Below are 20617 nucleotides of genomic sequence, written 5' to 3' on the forward strand. Positions count from 1 at the left end.
GGGCGACGACTCCCGCCCCGCGAGGGTGCAAGCGCCCCGGCCGGCCGAGGACCCCGCGCCGCCCGCCGCCGCGTTGCAGACCGTGGACGCCGCCGCCGCGCTGACCGGCGCCGCCCCCGAGGCACTGCGCACCGATGCGGGCGTCAACATCCGGGGTGGGGCCGCGCTGCTGGGGGCGTACCAGCGGGAGCTTGGCGCGCCCGTCGGTGCCGACACCGACCCGGCGGCCTGGTACGGCGCGGTGGCCCGCTACGCCGGCGCGGACAGCGCCGACGCCGCGGCGGCCTTCGCCGACGAGGTCTTCACCACCATCGGCGCCGGAGAGTCGCGGGTGACCGACGACGGCCAGCGGATCACACTGCCGGCCCGCGCGGTGCAGCCCGAGCGTTCCTGGCTGGACCGGCTGGGCCTGCGCCGGCTGGCCCGCCCGGACGGGCTGGAATGCCCCCGCACCATTTCCTGCGAGTGGATCCGGCGCCCTACGAGGCCTTCGGCGCCGGGGACTACGGCAACCACGACCTCTCCGACCGGCCCGCACGGCAGAAGATCGAGTACATCGTCATCCACGACACCGAGGCGAGCTGGGCGACCACCCTGAAACTCGTCCAGGACCCGACCTACGTGAGCTGGCACTACTCGCTGCGCTCGGTCGACGGGCACATCGCCCAGCACGTGAAGACCAAGGACGTCGGCTGGCACGCCGGCAACTGGTTCGTGAACGCCAAGTCGATCGGTCTGGAACACGAGGGCTTCGCGGCGCAGGGCACCTGGTACACCGAGGCGATGTACCGGACCTCGGCGAAGCTGGTCCGGCACCTCGCGCTGCGACTGGGCATCCCGCTGGACCGCCAGCACATCATCGGCCACGACAACGTGCCCGGCACCGTCGCCTCGACCGTGCGTGGAATGCACTGGGACCCGGGCCCGTACTGGGACTGGACGCACTACTTCGACCTGCTGCACGCGCCTCGGCTGGACACCGACACCCCGGCCTCCGGGCTGGTCCGGATCGACCCGGACTACGCCACCAACCAGCCGGCGTTCACCGGCTGCGTCACCGCGGGCGTGCCGTGCGCGCCGCGCGGCTCCTCGTCGGTGGTGCTGCGCACCGCACCGTCCGCGGACGCGACGCTGGTCAACGACGTCGCGCTCCGCCCGGACGGCACCCCGAACACGATGGCCGTGTCGGACCACGGCGCCCGGGCATCCGCCGGGCAGACGTACGCGCTCGCGGGGCGGCAGGGCGACTGGACGGCGATCTGGTACCTCGGGCAGCGGGCCTGGTTCCACAACCCGGCGTCCGCGCCGACCGCCAGCTGGACCGTCGGCGTGGTGGCCACGCCGAAGCCCGGACGGGCCACCATCCCGGTGTACGGGCGGGCGTACCCGGAGCAGGCGGCGTACCCGGCCGGGGTGCCCTACCAGGCGATCTCGCCACTCCAGTACACCCTGGCCGCCGGGCAGCGGTACGCCGTCGGCGCGGTGCTGGCCGGCGAGTACTACCGGGCCACCACGTTCGACGGCTCCTCGCCCGGTGACTGGACGGTGATCCGCGGCGAGAACCGCTACGCGCAGATCCAGTTCGGTCACCGGATCATGTACGTCGATCTCGCCGACGTGCAGTTGCTGCCGTCCCCGGTGGGCGCGCCCCGCTGAGAACCACGACGGCCCCCGGTCGCTGACCGGGGGCCGTCGTCGTGCGCGATCTGGATCAGGGTCTGCGGAACCCGGCGACCGGCATGTTGTTGATGCTGGCCACCTGCACCGGTTTACCGGCGCGTGGCGCGTGCACCATCTGGTCGTTGCCCAAATAAAGGCCGACATGGTGCAGGTCGCTGAAGAAGAAGACCAGGTCACCCGGACGGGCGTCGGCCCGTGAGATGGCCTTGCCCTCGTGCCACTGGTCACCGGTGTGGTGGGTGAGGCTGATCCCGGCCGCCTTGTAGGCGTACTGGGTCAGACCCGAGCAGTCGAACGAGTTCGGGCCGGTGGCGCCCCAGACGTACGGCTTGCCGATCTTGCCGCAGGCGGTCCTGATCGCGGTGCGGGCCTTGTCGCTGACCACACCGTTGATGGTCGGGCAGCCCGCGGTCTTGACCGTGGTCTTCGGCAGGGACGCCTCGAGCCGCTTGATCTCGACGTCGATCTGCTTCTTCTTGGCCGCCAGGTCGTTCTGCTGCTTGGTCTGGGTGACGATCAGCGCGTCGAGCTTCTGCTTCTCGCCGTCGTACTTGGCCCGCACGGCCAGCACGCCCTCGACCTCCTTGCGCTCCTGCGAGGCCAGCCGATCGAGGACGGTGAGCTGCTCGGTGAGCGTGTCCGGCTTGGCGCTGACCAACAGGGCGCCGATGTCGTGCGACGGGCCCGAAATGTAGTACCGGGAAGCGAGGTCACCGACCCGGTTCAGCGCCAACTCACTCTGCAGCGCCAACGGCTCGATCTTCTTCTGCAGGTCCCCCGACTTCTTCCGGTTGACCTTCAGCTGCGCTCGCACCTTGTTGTACTGCTCGATGGTGGGCTCCAACTGCTCCCACTGCTTGTCGATCTGCGCCTCGATCTCGTCGACCGAGGGTGCGGCCTGCACCGGCGCGGTGAGGAGACCGGCACCGACGGCTGCGGCGGCGACCAGGACGAGTAGACGGTGGGCGACCCGGCGCAGACCGCCCGGCCGAGCGGACAGTCCAGGGGCCTGACGATGAGGGGGCATGATTGCCACCGGCACCGACTCCTTTGCAACCGACCGCCGGGCGCCTCGCGTGAGGGAAGGGCCGAGGCAGACGACCCACAGCGGTCGGTGCCCCACATTAGGGGAACTGTCGGGCCGCAATCAAGGCGAACGGTGTCACCGTCACTGTCGCGCAACCGCTTGCACACAAAGGGTATTGGCCGATTAGCCAACGATTGCGGTCAATACGTCGTCGAGCGTGACCACGCCAAGCGGGCGCCGGCCGTCGCTGACGAGCACCATGTGCCGCCGCTCGCGGCGCATGGCCAGCAGCAGGTCAGCCAGCGTACGCTCCGGCGGCACCACCGCCAGCGGCCGGTACACCTGCGCCGGAACCGGCGCCCGGCGACCCTGCCCGGCGTACCCGAGCACGTCCTTGACGTGGACGAAACCGAGCACCCGGCGGGTGGACCGCTGCACCACCGGGAACCGCGACCGGCCGGTCCGGGTCGCCAGCACCTCCAGCGACGCCGGTGAGACGTCCTCGGCCACCGTCACGACCGTCGACCACGGCTGCAACGCATCCGCCGCGGTCCGGCTGTGCAGGGCCAGCGCACCGGTGATCCGGGCGTGCTGCTCGGCGTCGAGCAACCCCTCGGTACGCGCCTGGGAGACCAGCCCGGCCAACTCCTCGGCGGTGAACACCGTCTTCACCGCCTCGGACGCCTCGATCCGCCAGAGGGCGAGGACCCGGCGGGCCGCCCATTTCATCGCCAGCAGCAGCGGCTTGGTGGCCACGCAGAACGCCAGCATGGCCGGGCCGAGCCAGAGCGCCGAGAGCTCCGGACCGGCCAGCGTGATGTTCTTCGGCACCATCTCGCCGACCACCGTGTGCAGGAAGACCACCACGCCCAGCGCCAGCACGAACGCCACCGGGTGCACCGCCCGCTCGGGCAGACCGGCCGCGTGGAACGGCGTCTCCAGCAGGTGGGCCAACGCCGGCTCGGCGATCGCGCCGAGGCCCAGTGAGCAGACCGTGATGCCGAGCTGCGCGCCAGCGATCATCAACGGGATCTGGTTCATCGCCGACAGCGCCCAGCGGGCCCGCTTCGAGTCGGCGGCCAACGGCTCGATCACCGTCCGCCGGGACGCGATGAGCGCGAACTCGCTGCCCACGAAGAACCCGTTGCCGAGCAACAGCACCACGGTCACCAGCAGCTCAGTCATCGCTGTCCGGCTCCGCCGGGCGCAGCACCCGTACCTGCTCGATCCGGTGCCGCTCCACCTCCACCACCGTGAACTCCCAGCCATCCGCCTCGGCCGTCTCACCGGCCAGCGGGATGTGCCCGAGGCGGGCCATCAGGAACCCGGCCAGCGTCTCGTACGGCCCCTCGGGCAGCCGGAAACCGGTCTGCTCGGCCAGCTCGTCGGAGCGCAGCACCCCGTCGACCAGCACGGTGCGCTCCCCGCCCGGCACGGTCAGCTCGGCCGGACCGGTGTCGTCCACGCTGGCCGGGTCGAACTCGTCGGCGATCTCCCCGACCAACTCCTCGACCAGGTCCTCCACGGTCACCACGCCGTCCGTGCCGCCGTACTCGTCGACCACGATGGCCAGGTCCGCACCGGCCGCCTTCAACGCGGCCAGCACACCGTCCAGGTCGAGGCTCTCCGGCACGTACACCGGCTCGCGGGCCACCGAGCCGACCATGGTCGACGCCCGCTTGCCCAGCGGCACACCCAGCGCGTCCGGCACCCCCGCCACGCCGGTGACCAGGTCCAGGGTCTCCTCGTACACCGGGAACCGGGTCCGCCCGGTCTGCCGGGACAGGTCAAGCAGCTCGGCCACGGTGGCCGTGGCGCGCAGCGCCACCACGTCCACCCGGGGGGTCATCGCCTCGGCCGCCCGCTTGTCACCGAAGCGGATGGTGCGGCGCAGCAGCATCGCAGTGTCCGTCGGCAACGCGCCGGCCCGGGCCGAGATGGCTGCCAGCAGGCCCAACTCCTCCGGCGAGCGGGCGCTGGCCAGTTCCTCCTGCGGTTCCACGCCGAGCGCCCGAACCAGCCGGTTCGCGGAGCCGTTCAACCCCCGGATCACCCAGCCGAACGTGCGGGAGAAGGTGTGCATCGGGCCGGCGGTGGCCAGGGCGGCCGGCATCGGCCGGGCCAGCGCCGCGTTCTTGGGCACCAGCTCGCCGAAGAGCATGGAGATCAGAGTGGCCAGGGCCAATGCCAGGAACGGGGTGTAACGCTCGCTGTCGTCGCCGGCCACCGGGCGCAGCAGCGGGGTGAAGATGCGGGCGAGGGCCGGCTCGGCCAGGTAGCCGGTGAGCAGCGCGGTGATGGTGATGCCGAGCTGCGCCCCGGAGAGCTGGAAGGACAGCCCGCGCAGTGCGGTGCGTACTCTCCGGGCGGCCTCGTCGCCGGCTGCGGCCCGCCGGTCGATCTCCGAGCGATCGACCGTCACCAGGGCGAACTCGGCCGCGACGAAGAACGCGTTGCCGGCGGTCAGCGCAACGAAACCGACCAGGGGCAGCAGCGTGGTCAAGAGTAGGCCGTCGATGTTCGCCTCACCTCGGCGAGATTCTTACACGACGGCGGCGGCACCCGTGGGTGCCGCCGCCGTCGACCATCTCGACCCAGGGGGGTACGGGCCTCAGCCGGCGACCGGCGTGGCCTCCTTCTCGCCCTGCGGCTGCTCCGGCTTGACCGAGCGGAGCAGCACGGTGGCCACGTCGATGACCTCGACCTGTTCCCCGGCGCCCTTGCCGTTCACCCCGTCGCTGAGCATGGTCGAGCAGAACGGGCAACCGACGGCGACCGTCTTCGCCCCGGTGGCCATGGCCTCCTCGACCCGGTCCACGTTGATCCGCTTGCCGATCTTCTCCTCCATCCACATCCGGGCACCGCCGGCGCCGCAGCAGAAGGAGCGCTCACTGTTACGCGGCATCTCGGTGAGCTCGCCCTCGATGGCGTCCCCCAGCACCTCTCGGGGAGCCGCGAAGACCCGGTTGTGCCGGCCCAGGTAGCAGGGGTCGTGGTAGGTGACCCCGCCGTCGACCGGCTGCACCGGGGTGAGCTTGCCGGTGGACACCAGGTGGGCCAGGAGCTGGGTGTGGTGGACCACCTCGAACTCGCCGCCGAGCTGGCCGTACTCGTTGCCCAGGGTGTTGAAGCAGTGCGGGCAGGTGGCCACGATCTTGCGCTTGGCCTTCTCCCGGCCCTCGAACGCCTCGTTCAGCGTCTCCACGTTCTGCTGGGCGAGCATCTGGAAGACGAATTCGTTGCCGATCCGGCGCGCCGGATCGCCGGAGCAGGTCTCGCCCTCGCCCAGGATCGCGAACTTCACGCCCGCCTCGTTGAGCAGGGTGGCCACGGCGCGGGTGGTCTTCTTGGCCCGGTCCTCGAACGCACCGGCACAGCCGACCCAGAACAGGTACTCGAAGTCGTCCACCTCGCCGACCCGGGGCACCTCGAAGTCGAGCCCCTTGGTCCAGTCCTCGCGGGTGTTCTGCGGGGCGCCCCACGGGTTGCCCTTGTTCTCCAGGTTGCGCAGCATGACGCCAGCCTCGGAGGGGAAGCTCGACTCGATCAGCACCTGGTAGCGACGCATGTCGACGATGTGGTCCACGTGCTCGATGTCCACCGGGCACTGCTCGACGCAGGCGCCACAGGTGGTGCAGGACCAGAGCACGTCCGGGTCGATGACGCCGCCCTCCTCGGCGGTGCCGATCAGCGGGCGGTCGGCCTCGGCCAGCGCCAGCACGTCGACGTGCGCGAGCTGCGCCGCGGTGGCCTTCTCCTCGCCGGTCAGGTCCTTGCCGCCGCCGGCCAGCAGGTAGGGCGCCTTGGCGTACGCGTGGTCCCGGAGGCTCAGCACGAGCAGCTTGGGTGACAGCGGCTTACCCGTGTTCCAGGCCGGGCACTGCGACTGGCAGCGACCGCACTCGGTGCAGGTGCTGAAGTCCAGCAGACCCTTCCAGCTGAACTGCTCGACCTGGGCGACGCCGAACTGGTCCTTCTCCGGGTCGGCCTCCTCGAAGTCGAGCGGCTTACCCTGGCTCGTCATCGGGCGCAGCGCGCCGAGGCCGGAGCCGGCCGGCCGGGCCGGCTCCCGCTTGAAGAAGATGTTGGGGAACGCCAGGAAGCGGTGCCAGGCAACACCCATGGTGACGTTCAGCGAGATGACGATGAGCCAGGTCATCGAAATGATGATCTTGATGGCAGCCGCGACGCTGACCCCGTCCGCCCAGTCGGGCAGCACCGCGCCGACCGCGTGGCTGAACGGGGTGGCCCAGAACGGGAACTCGAAGTGGTCGGTGGCGACCTTGAAGCCCCGGATCACGAACCCGAAGATCAGGACCAGCAGCACGATCCACTCGACGAAGTAGCCCTGCCACATCGTCGATCCGGTGAACCGGGACCGTCCGCCCGGCCGGTTCGGCCGGTTGCGCAGCCGAATCGCCATCAGCACCAGGATCCCGACCAGGCCCAGCACGCCGATGATCTCGGTGACCAGACCGAAGATGGTCCAGTGCCCGATGATCGGCAACCCGCCATCCGTGGTTGCCACCTCGAAGTACGCCTCGAGCACCAGCAGCGACAGCACGATGAAGCCGACCATCACGAACCAGTGCGCCGCACCCACCACGCCCCACTTGAGCATCCGGGTGTGGCCGGCGGTCTCCACCAGCATGGTCTTCGCACGGGCGGCCTTGTCGGCGAACCGCTCCGGCGCGGGCTGCCCGAGCCGGATGACTGCCACCATCTTCATGACCGCACGTACCGCAAGCCACACCGCCACGGCGGTGATGGCGGCCGCGAGGATCGTGGTGACGATCTGGACGCTGCCCATCGAGTTGGCCTCCCGGTCTGCTGCCTGTCCAGCGGTTCAGCGACCGGGGCCGGGTCAGGACGGGGTCGGCGTCGCGCCGCTGCCGCACCTGCGACCGGACCGGTCGATGACCTCGCTCCGCTCGGTCATGCAGTGCAGCCTACGCGCAAGGTTACCCATCGGTAACGTGAGTCATCTCGCAGTAGGCCACGCCGCCCTGCGGACACCATAGGGTGCCCCGCCCGGTCTTGCCGGGCAGGGGTTCGACGGGGTGACGTGGATCCGCCGACGCGGCGGCGCCGAGCCGGCTCAGCGCCAGCGGGAGAGCAGCGCCAGCGAGGCGACCATCGCGCCGAAGCCCACCGCGAGGTTCCAGTAATTCCAGGACGCGACCGGGTACTGCTGCTCGGAGAGGTAGTAGACCACCAGCCAACCGATGCCGACGACGATCAAGGCGACCGCCGTGACCGGCAGCCACACCGGGCTAGGCTTGCGCGTCGACGCCGCCGTCGTCGGACGAACGTCCGTCGGCGGGGTGTACACCTTCTTCTTGCGGACCTGAGACTTGGGCACGACGCTCTCCAGAGGGGGTGACGACCTCGTCCGGCCTGACAACCGGGCGCAGGGGCGACGGTCCATGGCCAATAATGTTCGAAAGCTAGCGTAGTCCCGAACGCCCGCCTCGACCACGAATGGGGTCAGGCCGGTGCACGGAGTGACCGAAAAAGGCGGGACTGTTCGGATCACCGGCCCTGCCGGGGCGGACGATCCCCGACACGCGGAAGGAACGCTCGGTGGAGTACACATCCGGCGCAGCCTCCTGGCAGAAGGTCCTCCGACGGGCTGGCGCCGGGCTGCTGCCCCGGCGGCCGCGTCAACGCCGACCGGGCTGGTCGATCGGGGTGCCCCTGATCGCCGCCGCGGCGGGACTGCTCTTCACCACCACCGCGACCACCGCCGGCGGCACCGCGCTGCGTGAGGACCGGCGGCCCCAGCTCAACCAACTCATCGAGGACCGCCGCGAGCAGGTGGCGGCGAGCGAGCGACGTGCCGCCACACTGCGCGGCGAGGTCGAGCAACGGACCGACGCGCTGGCCGACTCGGACGGCCCGATCAAGGCCCAGCAGGAGCGCGGCGTGGGCAGTCTCCAGGCCGCCGGGTTCACCGCGCTGACCGGCACCGGAGTGACGGTGGAGCTGGACGACGCTCCGCGCCGCAGCGACAAGACGCCCTCGGACGCCAGCAACGACGACCTCGTGGTGCACCAGGGTGACGTACAGGCCGTGGTCAACGCGCTCTGGGCAGGCGGAGCGGAGGCCATGTCAATCATGAACGTCCGCGTGCTCGCCACCAGCGCGGTACGCTGCGTCGGTAACACCCTGCTGCTACATGGTCGGGTGTACTCCCCCCCGTTCAAGATCGTAGCAATCGGCGATCCCGCTGCCCTCCAGCAGGCCCTCGCCAGCTCTGAGGGAGTCCGGTTGTTCAAGGACGCAGTCGACGACTACCAGCTCGGCTACAAGGAGTTCGCCTCCACGGTGACAGTCCCGGCGTTCGAGGACTCGACCGCCCTGCGCTCGGCGACGGTGCCCGAATGAGCGGCCCGGACGAGCGGCGCGACGGGCGACACCGGGACCAGGCCGACGAGCCGACGGCGTTCCTGCCCAAGGTCGACCGGCCCGAGCCGACACCGGGCCGGCCTGAGCCGACGCCCGACCAGCCTGAGCCGACACCGGGCCGGCCTGGCGCCACCGGCAACTGGCCCGATCCCGTGCTGCCCACCCGATCCCGCGCGACCCGCCCGCCGGCCGCCCCCGAGCCGCCGGCTGCCGCCGGTCCTTCCTCCCGGGACGACCGGTCGGCCCCGCCGCCGGCCAGCCGCACCGAGCGCCCTCCGCGCAGCGAGCGCCCGGCCCAGCCGAGCGCGACCCGACCCGACCCGCAGCGCGCCCCGGGCCACCCGGGCGCCGAAGCCCCGCCGCCCTGGCCCGGTGCCGCAGCCGCTGGGCTCGGCTCGCCCGTCGGCGGGTCCAGCCATCCTCCCGCCGTCCCCGGTCGACCGACCACACCCAGCCAGGGACCGGTCCGGCCGGCTGCCCCCGGCAACGCCCCGACCCGGCCGCCGACCCCCGCTACCCCCACCCCGCCGGTGGCTCCCCGCAGCCCGGCCCCGTCGGGTGGCGACGCGCCGACCGCGTTCATTCCCAAGATCGGCCCCGGTCCCGCGCGGGCGACCGGCTCCCCGGCAGCCCCGGTCTCTCCGGCCGCACCGGATCGCGCCGCTGACCCGGCCGCCACCCAGCTGATCCCGGCGGTGCCCGCCAGGCCCTCGACCCGCCCGCCGGCCATGGACTCCACCGCGCTGATGGGTGCCGTCCCCCGCACGGCGACCCCCGACGAGCCGGCCGGTGCCGAGGACAGCGCCGCCGAGCCGCCCCGGCCTCGACGTGGCGAGCGGGTGGTCCAACTCCGGCCGCACCAGACCGGCGAGGGCTACAAGAGCGTCTACTCGGAGCTCACCCGGCCGTCGCTCGGCTCCCGACTGCGCTCCGGCATCCGGGTCACCGGCGAGGTCCTGATCACCTTCGGCCTGGTGGTGCTGCTCTTCGCCGGCTACGAGGTCTGGGGCAAGTCGGCCATCGTCGACGCCCACCAGAACGACCTCAGCCAGGAGCTCGCCCAGGCGTGGGGCCCCACCGACGACCCGACGGTCGTCCCGTCAGCCGCCGCCCCCAGCGTCAAACCGTCACCACCGGTGCGCGGCAAACCGATCGCGGGGCTCTACATCCCCAAGCTCGACAAGAACTGGGTGGTCGTCGAGGGCGTCACCCAGGCCGACATCCGGTACGCCCCGGGTCACTACCCGACCAGCGCGCTGCCCGGCCAGGTCGGCAACTTCTCCGTCGCCGGCCACCGCAACCGGGCGACCTTCTGGCGGCTGGACGAGTTGAACGACGGCGACGCCATCGTGGTCGAGGGCAAGACCGACTGGTACGTCTACCGGGTGTCGCAGTCCCGGATCGTCAAGCCGACCCAGGTCGAGGTGGTGGCCCCGGTACCCGGCGAACCGGACAAGAAGCCGACCAAGCGGATGCTCACCCTGACCACCTGCAACCCGAAGTTCGACAACTACCAGCGCCTGATCATCCACGCTGAGCTGGACCGGACCCAACCAAAGTCGGCGGGCCGCCCGGCGGAGCTGGGGGGCTGACCGATGTACGCGTTCATCTGGCGCAAACTGCCGTTCGGCCTGGCCGGCAAGCTGACCGGCTCGGTGCTGCTCGCCGCCGCCGCGGTGGCCCTGCTCTGGTATGTGGCCTTCCCGTGGGCCGAGCCACTGCTGCCCTTCGACGATGTGCAGGTCACCCAGGACTCCGGCGTCCCGGGAGACCCGGGCGGCGGTGACGCGGTGACCGGGGAGACCGGGGAGACCCCGGCCGGCGACGAGCACGAGCTGCCCTACGACACCGACCAGAACAACCCCGCGCCATCCTCCCCGAACAGGTGACCATGCGCGTCCTGGTGATCGACAACTACGACTCGTTCGTCTTCAACCTGGTGCAGTACCTGGGCCAGCTCGGGGTGGACTGCGAGGTCCGCCGCAACGACGAGATCGACGTCGCCGAGGTGGGCAGAATGGGCGCGGCCGGCATCCTGCTCTCACCCGGGCCGGGCAGCCCCGACCGGGCCGGCATCTGCCTGGACGTCATCCGGGAGTACGCGGGCGAGCTGCCGATCTTCGGCGTCTGCCTCGGCCACCAGGCGATCGGCGAGGCGTTCGGGGCAACCGTGACCCGCGCCCCCGAGCTGCTGCACGGCAAGACCTCCGAGGTACGGCACCACTCCGTCGGCGTACTCGCCGGGCTGCCCGACCCGTTCACCGCCACCCGCTACCACTCGCTGGCCGTGCTGCCCGAGACGCTCCCCGGCGAGCTGGAGGTCACCGGCTGGACCGGCTCCGGCGTGGTGATGGCGATGCGGCACCGGACGCTGCCGATCGAGGGCGTGCAGTTCCACCCGGAGTCGGTGCTCACCGAGGGCGGTCACCTGATGCTGGCCAACTGGCTCGCCGCCTGCGGCTACCGGGAGGCGCTGGAACGCGCCCCGGAACTCGCCGCCGAGGTCGACGCCCGCCGCCGCGCCGCCTTCGCCACCACCTGAGGCCTCCCCGGACCGTATGTGCGGTCTCTCAGCGCTCGCTCAGACCTTCAGCGCGTCCTGCACGGCCGGATTGACGGGTGAATGGACCGCGGGCGGCCTGCGCCGGACAGCGTCCCACGCCGCCTTGCCACTGGCGAAGTAGTCCCGGACCGACTTCTCGACGAGCAGGGCCGGCCCGCAGCCGGTGCAGCGAGCGGTCACTCCGTCGGCATCGAGGCCGAGATGTCGGCACAGCGTCACGGCCCGCGACAGGTGGTAGGACTGGGTCACGATCAGGGCCCGCTCGACGCCGTACACCTCACGCGCCCGGGCACAGCTGTCGTAGGTGTCCAGGCCGAACGGGTCGGCCACCACGCGACGCGGATCGACACCGAGCTCCGTCAGGTACGACGTCATCACCGCCGGCTCGTCACCTGACGTACCGCCCCCGTCGCCCGACACGAGGACCACCCGGGCCCGTCCGCTGGTCACCAACTCGGCGGCGGTCTCCAGGCGGCCGGCCAACCGGCCCCCCGGTCGACGTCGATCGGGCGCCACGGCGGTGCCGAGGACGATCACGACGTCGACGGCCGGCGCGTCGGCCTCGTCGTACACATGGCCGCGTGCGGCAATCGTCGTCCACAGCCACGGAAGACTGGCGAGCAACAGCGCGGCCGAGCCCAGGACGGCCGCGCGCCTGAGGCGTCGAGGCCACCGGCTGGCCCGGGCGGCACCGGGAGAGCCGGCGACACTCATACCGATGGACCCGGGAACACCCGGCCTATTCCTCGGGAAGCCGGCTCGGCGGGATGAACGGCAGACCGGAGCCGCCCCCGTTGCCGGTCGGCGTGCCGGTCGGCGTCGGCGTCGGCGTCACCGGCGTGGTTGGCGTCGGGTCGACCGGCTCCGGCTGAGAGACCACGATCGTGACGGTCTTCCCCTGGGCCAACTGCTTGCCCGGCTCGGGGCTCTGGTCGGTCACCTTGCCCGCCTCCGCCGCCGGTACAAGTTCGCCCAGGTCGACCTCGACCTTGTAGCCCGCGCGCTTCAACTCCTCCTCGGCCGCCTTCTGCGTCGATCCACGAACGTCCGGGACCCCGCGGACGTTGCCCTTCGAGTAGGTGACGGTCACCTCCGCGCCTTCGGGAACCCGGGTCCCCGAGGTGGGCGACACGTCCAGGACGATGCCCTCGCTCTCGTCACTGTCGACCGGCTTGGGCTTGACCTTGAAGCCCTCCTTCTTCAGCCGGCTCTCCACCGATTCGAACTTCGAGCCAACAAGGTCGTTGGGGATCGCCTTCTCGGGCTTGCCGCCGCAGACCTCGATGGTCACCGTGCTGGCCTCCTTCAGCCGGGTGGCCGGCTGCGGGCTCTGGTTGACCACAAGGCCTTCCGTGCAGGTGCTGCTCAGGACCGACTCGCCCACCTGCGGCTGGAAGCCGGCGTTGCGGATCTCGGTGATCGCGGCGTCCTGGGTCTTGCCGGTGAGGGTGGGGACCGACTTCAGGTCCTTGCCCTGCTGCTGGCTCCAGAGCAGGGCCGCGACCAGGGCGATCACCGCGAGCACTCCGACCGCGCTGAACATGGCGATCAGCCAGGAGGACGCCTTGCGCTGGCGCGGGTCGCCTACCCGGGCCGGGATCTGCCGGGTCTGCTGCGCACCGCCACCCGGCGGATAGCCGCCCCCGCCGCCGGCGGGTGCCATGGCCACGGTCTCCGCCTCGCGCAGCACGGGGGTGGCCAGCACGGGCCGGCCAGCGGCGGCGCGGAGCAGGTCGGCGCGCATCTCGCCGGCGCTCTGGTAGCGGTTGAGCGGGTTCTTCGACAGCGCCTTGAGCACGATGGCGTCGACCGCCGGGGTGACGTCCGGGTTGATGTCGCTCGGCGTCGGCGGCGTCTCCCGCACATGCTGGTACGCGACGCTGACCGGGCTGTCCCCGACGAACGGCGGGTGCCCACAGACCAGCTCGAAGAGCACGCAGCCGGCCGCGTACACGTCGGAACGCGCGTCCACGGCCTCGCCACGTGCCTGCTCCGGGGAGAGGTACTGCGCCGTGCCGATCACCGCGCTGGTCTGCGTCATGGTGGTCGCGCCGCTGGCCAGCGCCCGGGCGATGCCGAAGTCCATCACCTTGACCTGGCCGGTCTGGGTGAGCATGACGTTGCCCGGCTTGATGTCCCGGTGGATGATGCCGTGCCGGTGGCTGAACTCCAGCGCCGCGCACATGTCGGCGCAGATCTCCAGCGCCCGGCGGGGCTGCAACCGGCCCTCGGCGCCGAGCACCTCCTTCAGGGTCCGTCCGTTGACGAACTCCATGACGATGAACGGCAGCGTCTCACCGGTGGGCGCGGTCTCCTCGCCGGTGTCGTAGACCGCCACGATCGCCGGGTGGTTGAGCGAGGCGGCGTTCTGCGCCTCCCGACGGAACCGCATCTGGAACGTCGCGTCCCGGGCGAGGTCGGTGCGGAGCATCTTGATCGCGACGTCCCGACCGAGCCGGAGGTCGCGACCGCGGTGCACCTCGGCCATGCCGCCGTAGCCGAGCAGCTCGCCGACCTGGTACCTGCCACCGAGCAGGCGGGCCTGCGCTGTCATCGCGTCTGTCGTCCTTCGCTCGTCGTCGTCCCGCCGTCGCCCGGCTGGAGCCGTACCTCAAGACGGTACGACGTCCGGGTCGCATCGTCGCGTCCGTGCCGCAGTGCGCCGGACGTCGCGGTGTGCGGAGCCAGCGCACCGGCTTCGCCGGCCTGCGTCTGCTTCCGTAGGTTGTAGGAAATCACGCCGGAGCAGACCAGGACCAGTACGGCCAGCAGGATGGCGAGAAGCACCATCCCGGGCCGGGACCGGCGGGAATCGGGTGACAGCGCCGGGCCGGCCTGCCGGGCGTACGCCGGCGGGTGCTCCTGCCGGGTCTGCGCTGGCGGCACCGCCGCGGCGCCGCGCGGGTAACCGGTCGGTGCGACCGGCGGCCGGGCGTGCGGGACGGCCGGCGCGACGGCGGTGGGGCGGGGCTGCTGGGCCGGCGCGATCGCGGTCGGTCGCTGCCCGGCCGGCGGACGGTGCGGAGCGCCCGGCGGGCGAAGGTGCTGCGACTGCGGCACCTGGGCCCGGCCTGGCGCGGCGGGCGAGGACGGCGCCCCGGAGACCGGCCCGGGGTGGCCGCCGGCCCTGGCCTGCTGGGAGAGCGAGGCCTTGAGCTGACGGGCGACCCCGGCGAGGGCGGCGGCGCTGGGCCAGCGGGCGGCCGGATCCTTGGCGAGCGCCCGTTCCACCACCGACCGGACCTGCGGCGGGATGTCGGCGGGCAGCGGCCGGGGCGTCTCCCGGACGTGCCGCATGGCGATGTCGAGCGCGTTGTCGCCCTCGAACGGTCGCCGCCCGGCGAGGCACTGGTAGGCGACCACGCCGAGCGCGTACACGTCGGACGCCGGGGTGGCCACCCCACCGGTGGCCTGCTCCGGTGAGATGTAGGAGGCGGTGCCGAGCACCGAACCCGCAGCGGTGAGCTGGCCGACCAGGTCGGAACGGGCGATGCCGAAGTCGGTGAGCACGAGCGTGCCGTTCGGCCGGACCAGCAGGTTGCCCGGCTTCACGTCGCGGTGCACGATGCCCTTCTCGTGCGCGGCGTGCAAGGCGTCCGCAGCCTGCGCGACGAGTGCCATCGTCCGGGCCGGCGTGAGCCGGCCGACCCGGCTCAGCGTGGATGACAGGGCGTCACCCTCGACGTACTCCATGACCAGGAAGGCGATCTGCTGGTCGTTGCCGAAGTCGTAGACGTCCACGACGCCGGGGTGGTTGATGGTGGCCATGGTCCGGGCCTCGCCGCGGAACCGCTCGGCGAAGTCCGGGTCGTCGAGCAGCGCGGGGAGCAGGCTCTTCACCGCGACCGTGCGGCCGAGCACCTGGTCCGTGCCGCGCCAGACGTCGCCCATGCCGCCGCTGGCGATCCGCTCGTCGAGACGGTAGCGGTTGCCGAGCTGGACGCCGGGGCTGAGCATGTCAGCGACCCCCGGGGTCGGCGATGGCGGCCCGCATGATCTGGCCGCCGATCCGGGCCGCCTCGGCGCTGCCGCCGCTGCCGGCCTGCTCCAGAACCACGCACACCGCGGAGACCGGGGTGCCGTTCTTGTCCAACGCGAAGCCGATGAACCAGCCGTGGTCGGGCCGGTCCGGGGCCGACTGCGCGGTGCCGGTCTTGCCGCCGACCGTGTAGCCGCTGATCGCCGCCTTCTGGCCGGTGCCCTTCTGGACCACGCTGACCATCATCTCGCGCAGATCGCCGGCGACCTGCGGGCTGACCGGTTGGCGCAGCTCCCGCGACTTGGCCGTGTAGTAGCTGGTGGTGCGGTCCGGAGCGAGCAGCTGCCGCACCAGGTACGGCCGCATCTGCTTGCCTTCGTAAGCGACCGCGCCGGCGATCATGGCGCCTTCGAGGGGGGTCATCCGGACGTCCCGCTGGCCGATCGAGGACTGGGCGAGCGCGGCCGGGTCATCCCCGCCGTCGGCGTTCTGGATGCTGCCGGTCCGGCTGGCCGCCGTCGGCAGACCGCCCTCGCCGAGCTGGCCGACGGTGAGGTCGTCCTGCTCGAAGCCGAACTGCCGGGCCTTCTCCTTGATGGTGTTGGCGCCGAGCCGTACGCCGAGCTGGGCGAAGCCGGTGTTGCACGATTCGGTGACCGCTTCCAGCAGGGTGACCTGCGGTTCCGGGCAGATCGACGGGGCAGCGTTGCGGATCGGTTCGCCGGAGGTGGGCGGGGTGTAGCTGGAGCCGGCCGCGATCGGCGTGCTCTTGCTGATCCCGTTCTCCAGCGCGGCCGCGGCCACCACGATCTTGAAGGTGGAGCCCGGCGGCAGCGTCTCGCCGAGCGCGCGGTTCTTCAGCGGGCCGTCCGGGTCCTGCTCCAGCTTGTTGTACGCCGCGGCCGCCTCGTTGGTGTTGTGGCTGGCCAGCGGGTTCGGGTCGAAGCTGGGCATGGAGACCAGCGCCTGCACCGCCCCGGTGCGCGGGTCGATGGCGATCGCCGCGCCCCTCTTCACCCCCTGCTGGTTGTTGCGCATCTGGTCGTACGCCACGTCCTGGGCCCGCTTGGAGAGGGTCAGCAGCACGTTGCCGCCAGCGGTCTGGTCGCCGGTGAACATGTCCTTGAACCGGTCGCCGAACAACTGGTCGCTGGTGCCGGCCAGGAAGTCGTTCTCCACCCGCTCGATGCCGGTGTCGGCCAGGTTGACCGGCTTGTAGCCGAGCACCTGCGCGTACTTGGCACCGCCCGGGTAGGTGCGCAGGAACTTCAGCTTGCCGGTGGTCTCCTTGCTGGTGGCCAGCGCCGTGCCGCCGGCCTCGATGTTGCCGCGCTTACGGTCATACTCGGCGACCTGGACCCGGCCGTTGTAGTCGCTGGTGCGGTACTCGTCGGCCTTGTAGGCCTGAACCCAGTTGAGGTTCGCGAAGAGCAGGCCGAACAGGACCATGACGACGACGCCGACGCGGCGCAGGGGTGCGTTCACGGTTTGATCACCTCCGTGGGGGCACCGTGCAGCTGCTCGGGCGGGCCGCCGGCGGGCCGGGCGGCTTTGCCGCCAGCCCCGGTGACCGGCCGACGGGCTCCGTCGGAGACCCGCAGCAGAACCGCGATGAGCAGCCAGTTCGCCATGAGTGACGAACCACCGGCGGACAGGAACGGGGTGGTCTGACCGGTGAGCGGGATGAGCCCGCTGATCCCGCCGACGATCACGAAGACCTGCAGGCCGAGGGTGAACGCGAGACCGCCGGCGAGGAGCTTGCCGAACGAGTCCCGCACCGCGAGCGCGGCACGCAGCCCCCGCTCCACGATCAGCAGGTAGACGACCAGCAGCGCGGAGAGCCCGAAGAGGCCGACCTCCTCGCCGATGCCGGCGAAGATGAAGTCGTTCTGCACCTCGGGCAGGATCTCCGGCTGACCACCGCCCGGCCCGGCACCGAAGAGCCCGCCGGTGCCCAGGGCGAGCAGGCCCTGGACGAGCTGGTAGCCCTTGTCGGTGGGGTCGGCGAACGGATCCAGCCAGATCTCCGCGCGGACGTAGAAGTTAGCGAAAGGTCCGCCGACCATCTCGCCGAGAACGTAGGCGAGGTAGGCACCGCCGAAGAAGAGGACCAGGCCGATCAGCAGCCAGCTGACCCGTTCGGTGGCGATGTACAGCGTCACCACGAACATGCCGAAGTAGAGCAGCGAGGTGCCCAGGTCCTTCTCGAAGATGAGCACCAGGAGGCTGATCAGCCAGACCACGACCACCGGGCCGAGGTCGCGCCCGCGCGGGAAGTCGATGCCGAGGAAACGCCGGCTGGCCAGCGACAGCACCTCGCGCTTGCGCACCAGGTAGTAGGCGAAGAAGACCAGCAGCGCCAGCTTGGCGAACTCACCCGGCTGGATGGAGAAGCCACCGATCCGGATCCACAGCTTGGCGCCGTTGATCTCGGAGATGCTGCTCGGCAGCACCGCCGGGAGCATCACCAGCACGATGCCGGCCAACCCCAGGGTGTACGCGTACCGGGAGACCGAACGGTGGTCACGCATGATGGCGAGCAGGCCGGCGGCGAGGATCACCGAGGCGAGCGTCCAGGCCAGCTGCCGTCCGCCGATGCCGGCGAAGATCGCCAGAGTCTCCCGGTCGACCGGGGCGGCCTCGCCCAGGTCGATCCGGCGCAGGAAGCCCACCCCGAGGCCGTTGAGCAGGGCCACCGCCGGCAGCAGCGCCGGGTCGGCGAACGGGGCGAGGAACCGGATGACCAGATGCAGGCCGAGGAAGACCGCGCCGAGCGCGGCGGCGGGCATCCAGAAGTCCGGGGTGACCGTGTCCAGCAGGTTCGCCTCGACGGTCGCCCCGTAAGCGGCCACCAGCACCATGGCTAGCAGCAGCAGGGACAGCTCAGCGTTGCGTCGGGACCGGGCCAGGCGTACGCCGGACTGCCCGCCCGTGGTGGCGGGCGAGGGTGCCGGTGTGGCCGCTACGGTCACGGGTGGGATTCCTCGGGATCTCAGCCGACGCTCACTCGGGAGACCGGCAACCGGCCGGGTCGAGCGCCGGCGGGGCCGAGTCGGAGGGCGTGGCGTCGGGTGTGGTGGTCGGACCGGTCACACCGACAGCAGCGGTGGCACCGGTTGTCGGGCTCGCGCTGACGACCCCGCTGGGGGTCGCCGACGCGCCGGCGCTGGGGCTGCCGTTCGGTGCCGGGGTCGCCCCGACCGGGCTCGGGGTCGGCGTCGGCGTGCCGCCCACCGCAGTCGGGTCGGCCGGGCAGAGCGGCTTGAGGTTGGGGTTGCTCGGCGTGTCGCTGGTCAGCTCGGCGAGCTGGCGCTCGGCGTCCGGCTCACTCTTGGCCCGGATGCCCACCTTGACGGTGTCCTGCGCCGCCACGGTGAGGTCGTCCAGCCGCGTGCCGCTGGTGCGGTGCACGCTGGAGAGGTCCATCCCGGCGATCTGACCCTGGATGCCCCGGAAGACGGCGACCTGGCCCTCCTCGGTGGCACCCACGTAGTACTGCCGCTGGGTGTAGGTCCAGCCCGCGAAGACCCCGCCACCGATGATCACCAGCAGGGCCAGCGCCATGGCGGTGGTCCGCACCGGTCGGCGCTTCGGCCGCTCCGGCTCGTCGTCCGTGGCCGCCGGCTCCTCGGGCACGGACGGGCGCGGCGCGGAGAGCGCCGAGGCCCGGGCGGCCGGGGTCGAGTCGTCGGCGGAGGTGGCCATGCCCCGGTCGCGGGCGGCGGCGCCGCCAACGATCGGGGTCGCCTCGACGATGTCGTGATCGGTGGCGTCGGCGATGATCACCGTGATGTTGTCCGGACCGCCGCCGCGCAGCGCGAGCTGCACCAGCCGCTCGACGCACTGCTGCGGGTCGGTGTACTCGCGCATGGTCTCGCCGATGGTGTCGGCACTGACCACGCCCGAGAGGCCGTCGCTGCAGATCAGGTACCGGTCGCCGGGCAGCACCTGGCGCACCGAGTACTCAGGGTCGATGTCCCGGCCGTCCAGTGCCCGGGTCAGCAGCGACCGCTGCGGGTGGCTGCTCGCCTCCTCGGCGCTGATCCGGCCTTCGTCGACGAGCATCTGGACGTACGTGTCGTCCTTGGTGACCTGCGCGAACTCGCCGTTACGCAGCAGATAGGCCCGCGAGTCGCCGATGTGGACCATCCCCAGCTTGCTGCCGGAGAAGAGGGTCGCCGTCAGCGTGGTGCCCATCCCCTCCAACTGCGGGTTGGCCTCCACCGTGTCGCGGAGTTGTTGGTTGGCGGTGCCCACGGCCGAACGCAACGCGTCGACGAGAGCGTCCCCTGGGACGTCCTCGTCGAGCGGCGCCATGGCACCGATGACGATGTTGCTGGCGACGTCACCGGCGGCCATGCCGCCCATGCCGTCGGCAACGGCGAGTAGCCGCGGCCCGGCGTAGACGGAGTCTTGATTGCCGTCTCGGATCAGACCGCGGTCGCTGTGGGCCGCATAGCGCAGGGTCAGAGTCATGGCCGTAATTCGAGGGAAGTGCGGCCGATCCGGATCGGCACGCCGAGGGGGACGGGGGTTGGTCCGGTGACCTTAGCGCGATCGAGGTACGTGCCGTTAGTCGAGCCGAGGTCCTCGACGAACCACTGCCCGTCGCGCGGCACGAGCCGGGCGTGCCGCGCGGAGGCGTAGTCGTCGGTGATGACCAGGGTGGAATCCTCGGCACGACCGATGGTGATCTGCGCTTCACCGAGAGTGATCCGAGTGCCGGCCAGCTGACCGGCGGTCACGACCAGCTGGTGAGCCGCCCGGCCCCGCTTCACCTTCGCCGGCTTGGCCGCCTGCCCCGTCGAGGCGCCCACCGCGCGCGGCGCGGCCACCAGACGACCGGACCGGGCACCCGCGAAGAGGTCCCGGCGGATCACCCCGACCACCGTGAACACGAAGATCCACAGCAGGATCAGGAACCCGAACCGGGCAACGGTGATGACCAGTTCCGGCAAGG

General features: G+C 71.5%; 17 protein-coding genes. 5 read left to right on the top strand and 12 right to left on the bottom strand.

What is annotated here, in order from left to right; genetic code table 11:
* Positions 1 to 465 precede the first annotated feature (465 nt).
* Entirely contained in the window at positions 466 to 1656 is a 1191-nt protein-coding gene (locus tag OG990_RS29075; protein WP_406077800.1) for an N-acetylmuramoyl-L-alanine amidase, read from the top strand.
* A 55-nt stretch (positions 1657 to 1711) separates the two neighbouring features.
* On the opposite strand, the gene OG990_RS29080 is transcribed toward OG990_RS29075, so the two are convergent.
* The 5 genes from OG990_RS29080 to OG990_RS29100 all read right to left on the bottom strand — a co-directional run bounded on the left by OG990_RS29080 (position 1712) and on the right by OG990_RS29100 (position 8069).
* Positions 1712 to 2722, bottom strand: a complete 1011-nt coding sequence (locus tag OG990_RS29080) for an NlpC/P60 family protein (protein WP_386986060.1) — start codon at positions 2720 to 2722, stop codon at positions 1712 to 1714.
* A gap of 168 nt (positions 2723 to 2890) precedes the next feature.
* Complete coding sequence (locus OG990_RS29085) at positions 2891 to 3892, bottom strand: hemolysin family protein (protein ID WP_406077801.1); 1002 nt, start codon at positions 3890 to 3892, stop codon at positions 2891 to 2893.
* Positions 3885 to 5210 carry a hemolysin family protein gene (locus tag OG990_RS29090; RefSeq protein WP_406077802.1) on the bottom strand — a complete coding sequence of 442 codons (1326 nt, stop codon included), beginning with the start codon at positions 5208 to 5210 and terminating at the stop codon, positions 3885 to 3887. The genes OG990_RS29085 and OG990_RS29090 overlap by 8 nt, the downstream gene beginning before the upstream one ends.
* Before the next feature lie 108 nt (positions 5211 to 5318).
* Complete coding sequence (locus OG990_RS29095) at positions 5319 to 7517, bottom strand: (Fe-S)-binding protein (RefSeq protein ID WP_328422167.1); 2199 nt, start codon at positions 7515 to 7517, stop codon at positions 5319 to 5321.
* Between the two features lie 288 nt (positions 7518 to 7805).
* A complete protein-coding gene (locus OG990_RS29100; RefSeq protein WP_355601029.1) occupies positions 7806 to 8069 on the bottom strand; it encodes a cell division protein CrgA in 264 nt (87 codons plus the stop codon).
* A 221-nt stretch (positions 8070 to 8290) separates the two neighbouring features.
* On the opposite strand from OG990_RS29100, the gene OG990_RS29105 reads away from it, so the two are divergent.
* From OG990_RS29105 to OG990_RS29120, 4 genes are read left to right on the top strand one after another with little or no spacing between them, the layout of a single operon-like run.
* Entirely contained in the window at positions 8291 to 9094 is an 804-nt protein-coding gene (locus OG990_RS29105; RefSeq protein WP_355601031.1) for a DUF881 domain-containing protein, read from the top strand.
* Positions 9091 to 10707, top strand: a complete 1617-nt coding sequence (locus OG990_RS29110) for a class E sortase (protein WP_386986071.1) — start codon at positions 9091 to 9093, stop codon at positions 10705 to 10707. The genes OG990_RS29105 and OG990_RS29110 overlap by 4 nt, the downstream gene beginning before the upstream one ends.
* Before the next feature lie 3 nt (positions 10708 to 10710).
* Positions 10711 to 11004 carry a hypothetical protein gene (locus OG990_RS29115; RefSeq protein ID WP_355601035.1) on the top strand — a complete coding sequence of 98 codons (294 nt, stop codon included), beginning with the start codon at positions 10711 to 10713 and terminating at the stop codon, positions 11002 to 11004.
* Between the two features lie 2 nt (positions 11005 to 11006).
* Complete coding sequence (locus OG990_RS29120; protein WP_406081929.1) at positions 11007 to 11657, top strand: aminodeoxychorismate/anthranilate synthase component II; 651 nt, start codon at positions 11007 to 11009, stop codon at positions 11655 to 11657.
* 39 nt (positions 11658 to 11696) lie between these two features.
* Here OG990_RS29120 and OG990_RS29125 read toward each other — a convergent pair whose 3' ends face one another.
* Genes OG990_RS29125 through OG990_RS29155 form a run of 7 tightly spaced genes read right to left on the bottom strand, consistent with a single transcriptional unit; the run spans position 11697 to position 20615 of the window.
* Entirely contained in the window at positions 11697 to 12392 is a 696-nt protein-coding gene (locus OG990_RS29125; protein ID WP_406077803.1) for a vancomycin high temperature exclusion protein, read from the bottom strand.
* Between the two features lie 25 nt (positions 12393 to 12417).
* Complete coding sequence (gene pknB / locus OG990_RS29130) at positions 12418 to 14232, bottom strand: Stk1 family PASTA domain-containing Ser/Thr kinase (RefSeq protein ID WP_406077804.1); 1815 nt, start codon at positions 14230 to 14232, stop codon at positions 12418 to 12420.
* Positions 14229 to 15635 carry a protein kinase domain-containing protein gene (locus OG990_RS29135; RefSeq protein WP_406077805.1) on the bottom strand — a complete coding sequence of 469 codons (1407 nt, stop codon included), beginning with the start codon at positions 15633 to 15635 and terminating at the stop codon, positions 14229 to 14231. The genes pknB and OG990_RS29135 overlap by 4 nt, the downstream gene beginning before the upstream one ends.
* Position 15636: 1 nt before the next feature.
* Complete coding sequence (locus OG990_RS29140) at positions 15637 to 17142, bottom strand: peptidoglycan D,D-transpeptidase FtsI family protein (RefSeq protein ID WP_386986084.1); 1506 nt, start codon at positions 17140 to 17142, stop codon at positions 15637 to 15639.
* Positions 17139 to 18629, bottom strand: a complete 1491-nt coding sequence (locus OG990_RS29145) for an FtsW/RodA/SpoVE family cell cycle protein (RefSeq protein WP_355601045.1) — start codon at positions 18627 to 18629, stop codon at positions 17139 to 17141. Before OG990_RS29145 ends, OG990_RS29140 begins: the two co-directional genes overlap by 4 nt.
* 31 nt (positions 18630 to 18660) lie before the next feature.
* Positions 18661 to 20133, bottom strand: coding sequence for a protein phosphatase 2C domain-containing protein (locus OG990_RS29150; RefSeq protein WP_386986087.1), 1473 nt, complete (start codon positions 20131 to 20133; stop codon positions 18661 to 18663).
* A complete protein-coding gene (locus OG990_RS29155; protein WP_074315675.1) occupies positions 20130 to 20615 on the bottom strand; it encodes an FHA domain-containing protein in 486 nt (161 codons plus the stop codon). The genes OG990_RS29150 and OG990_RS29155 overlap by 4 nt, the downstream gene beginning before the upstream one ends.
* Positions 20616 to 20617: the final 2 nt, after the last annotated feature.

It is taken from the genome of Micromonospora sp. NBC_00858 (assembly GCF_045207365.1).
Classification (GTDB): Bacteria; Actinomycetota; Actinomycetes; order Mycobacteriales; family Micromonosporaceae; genus Micromonospora.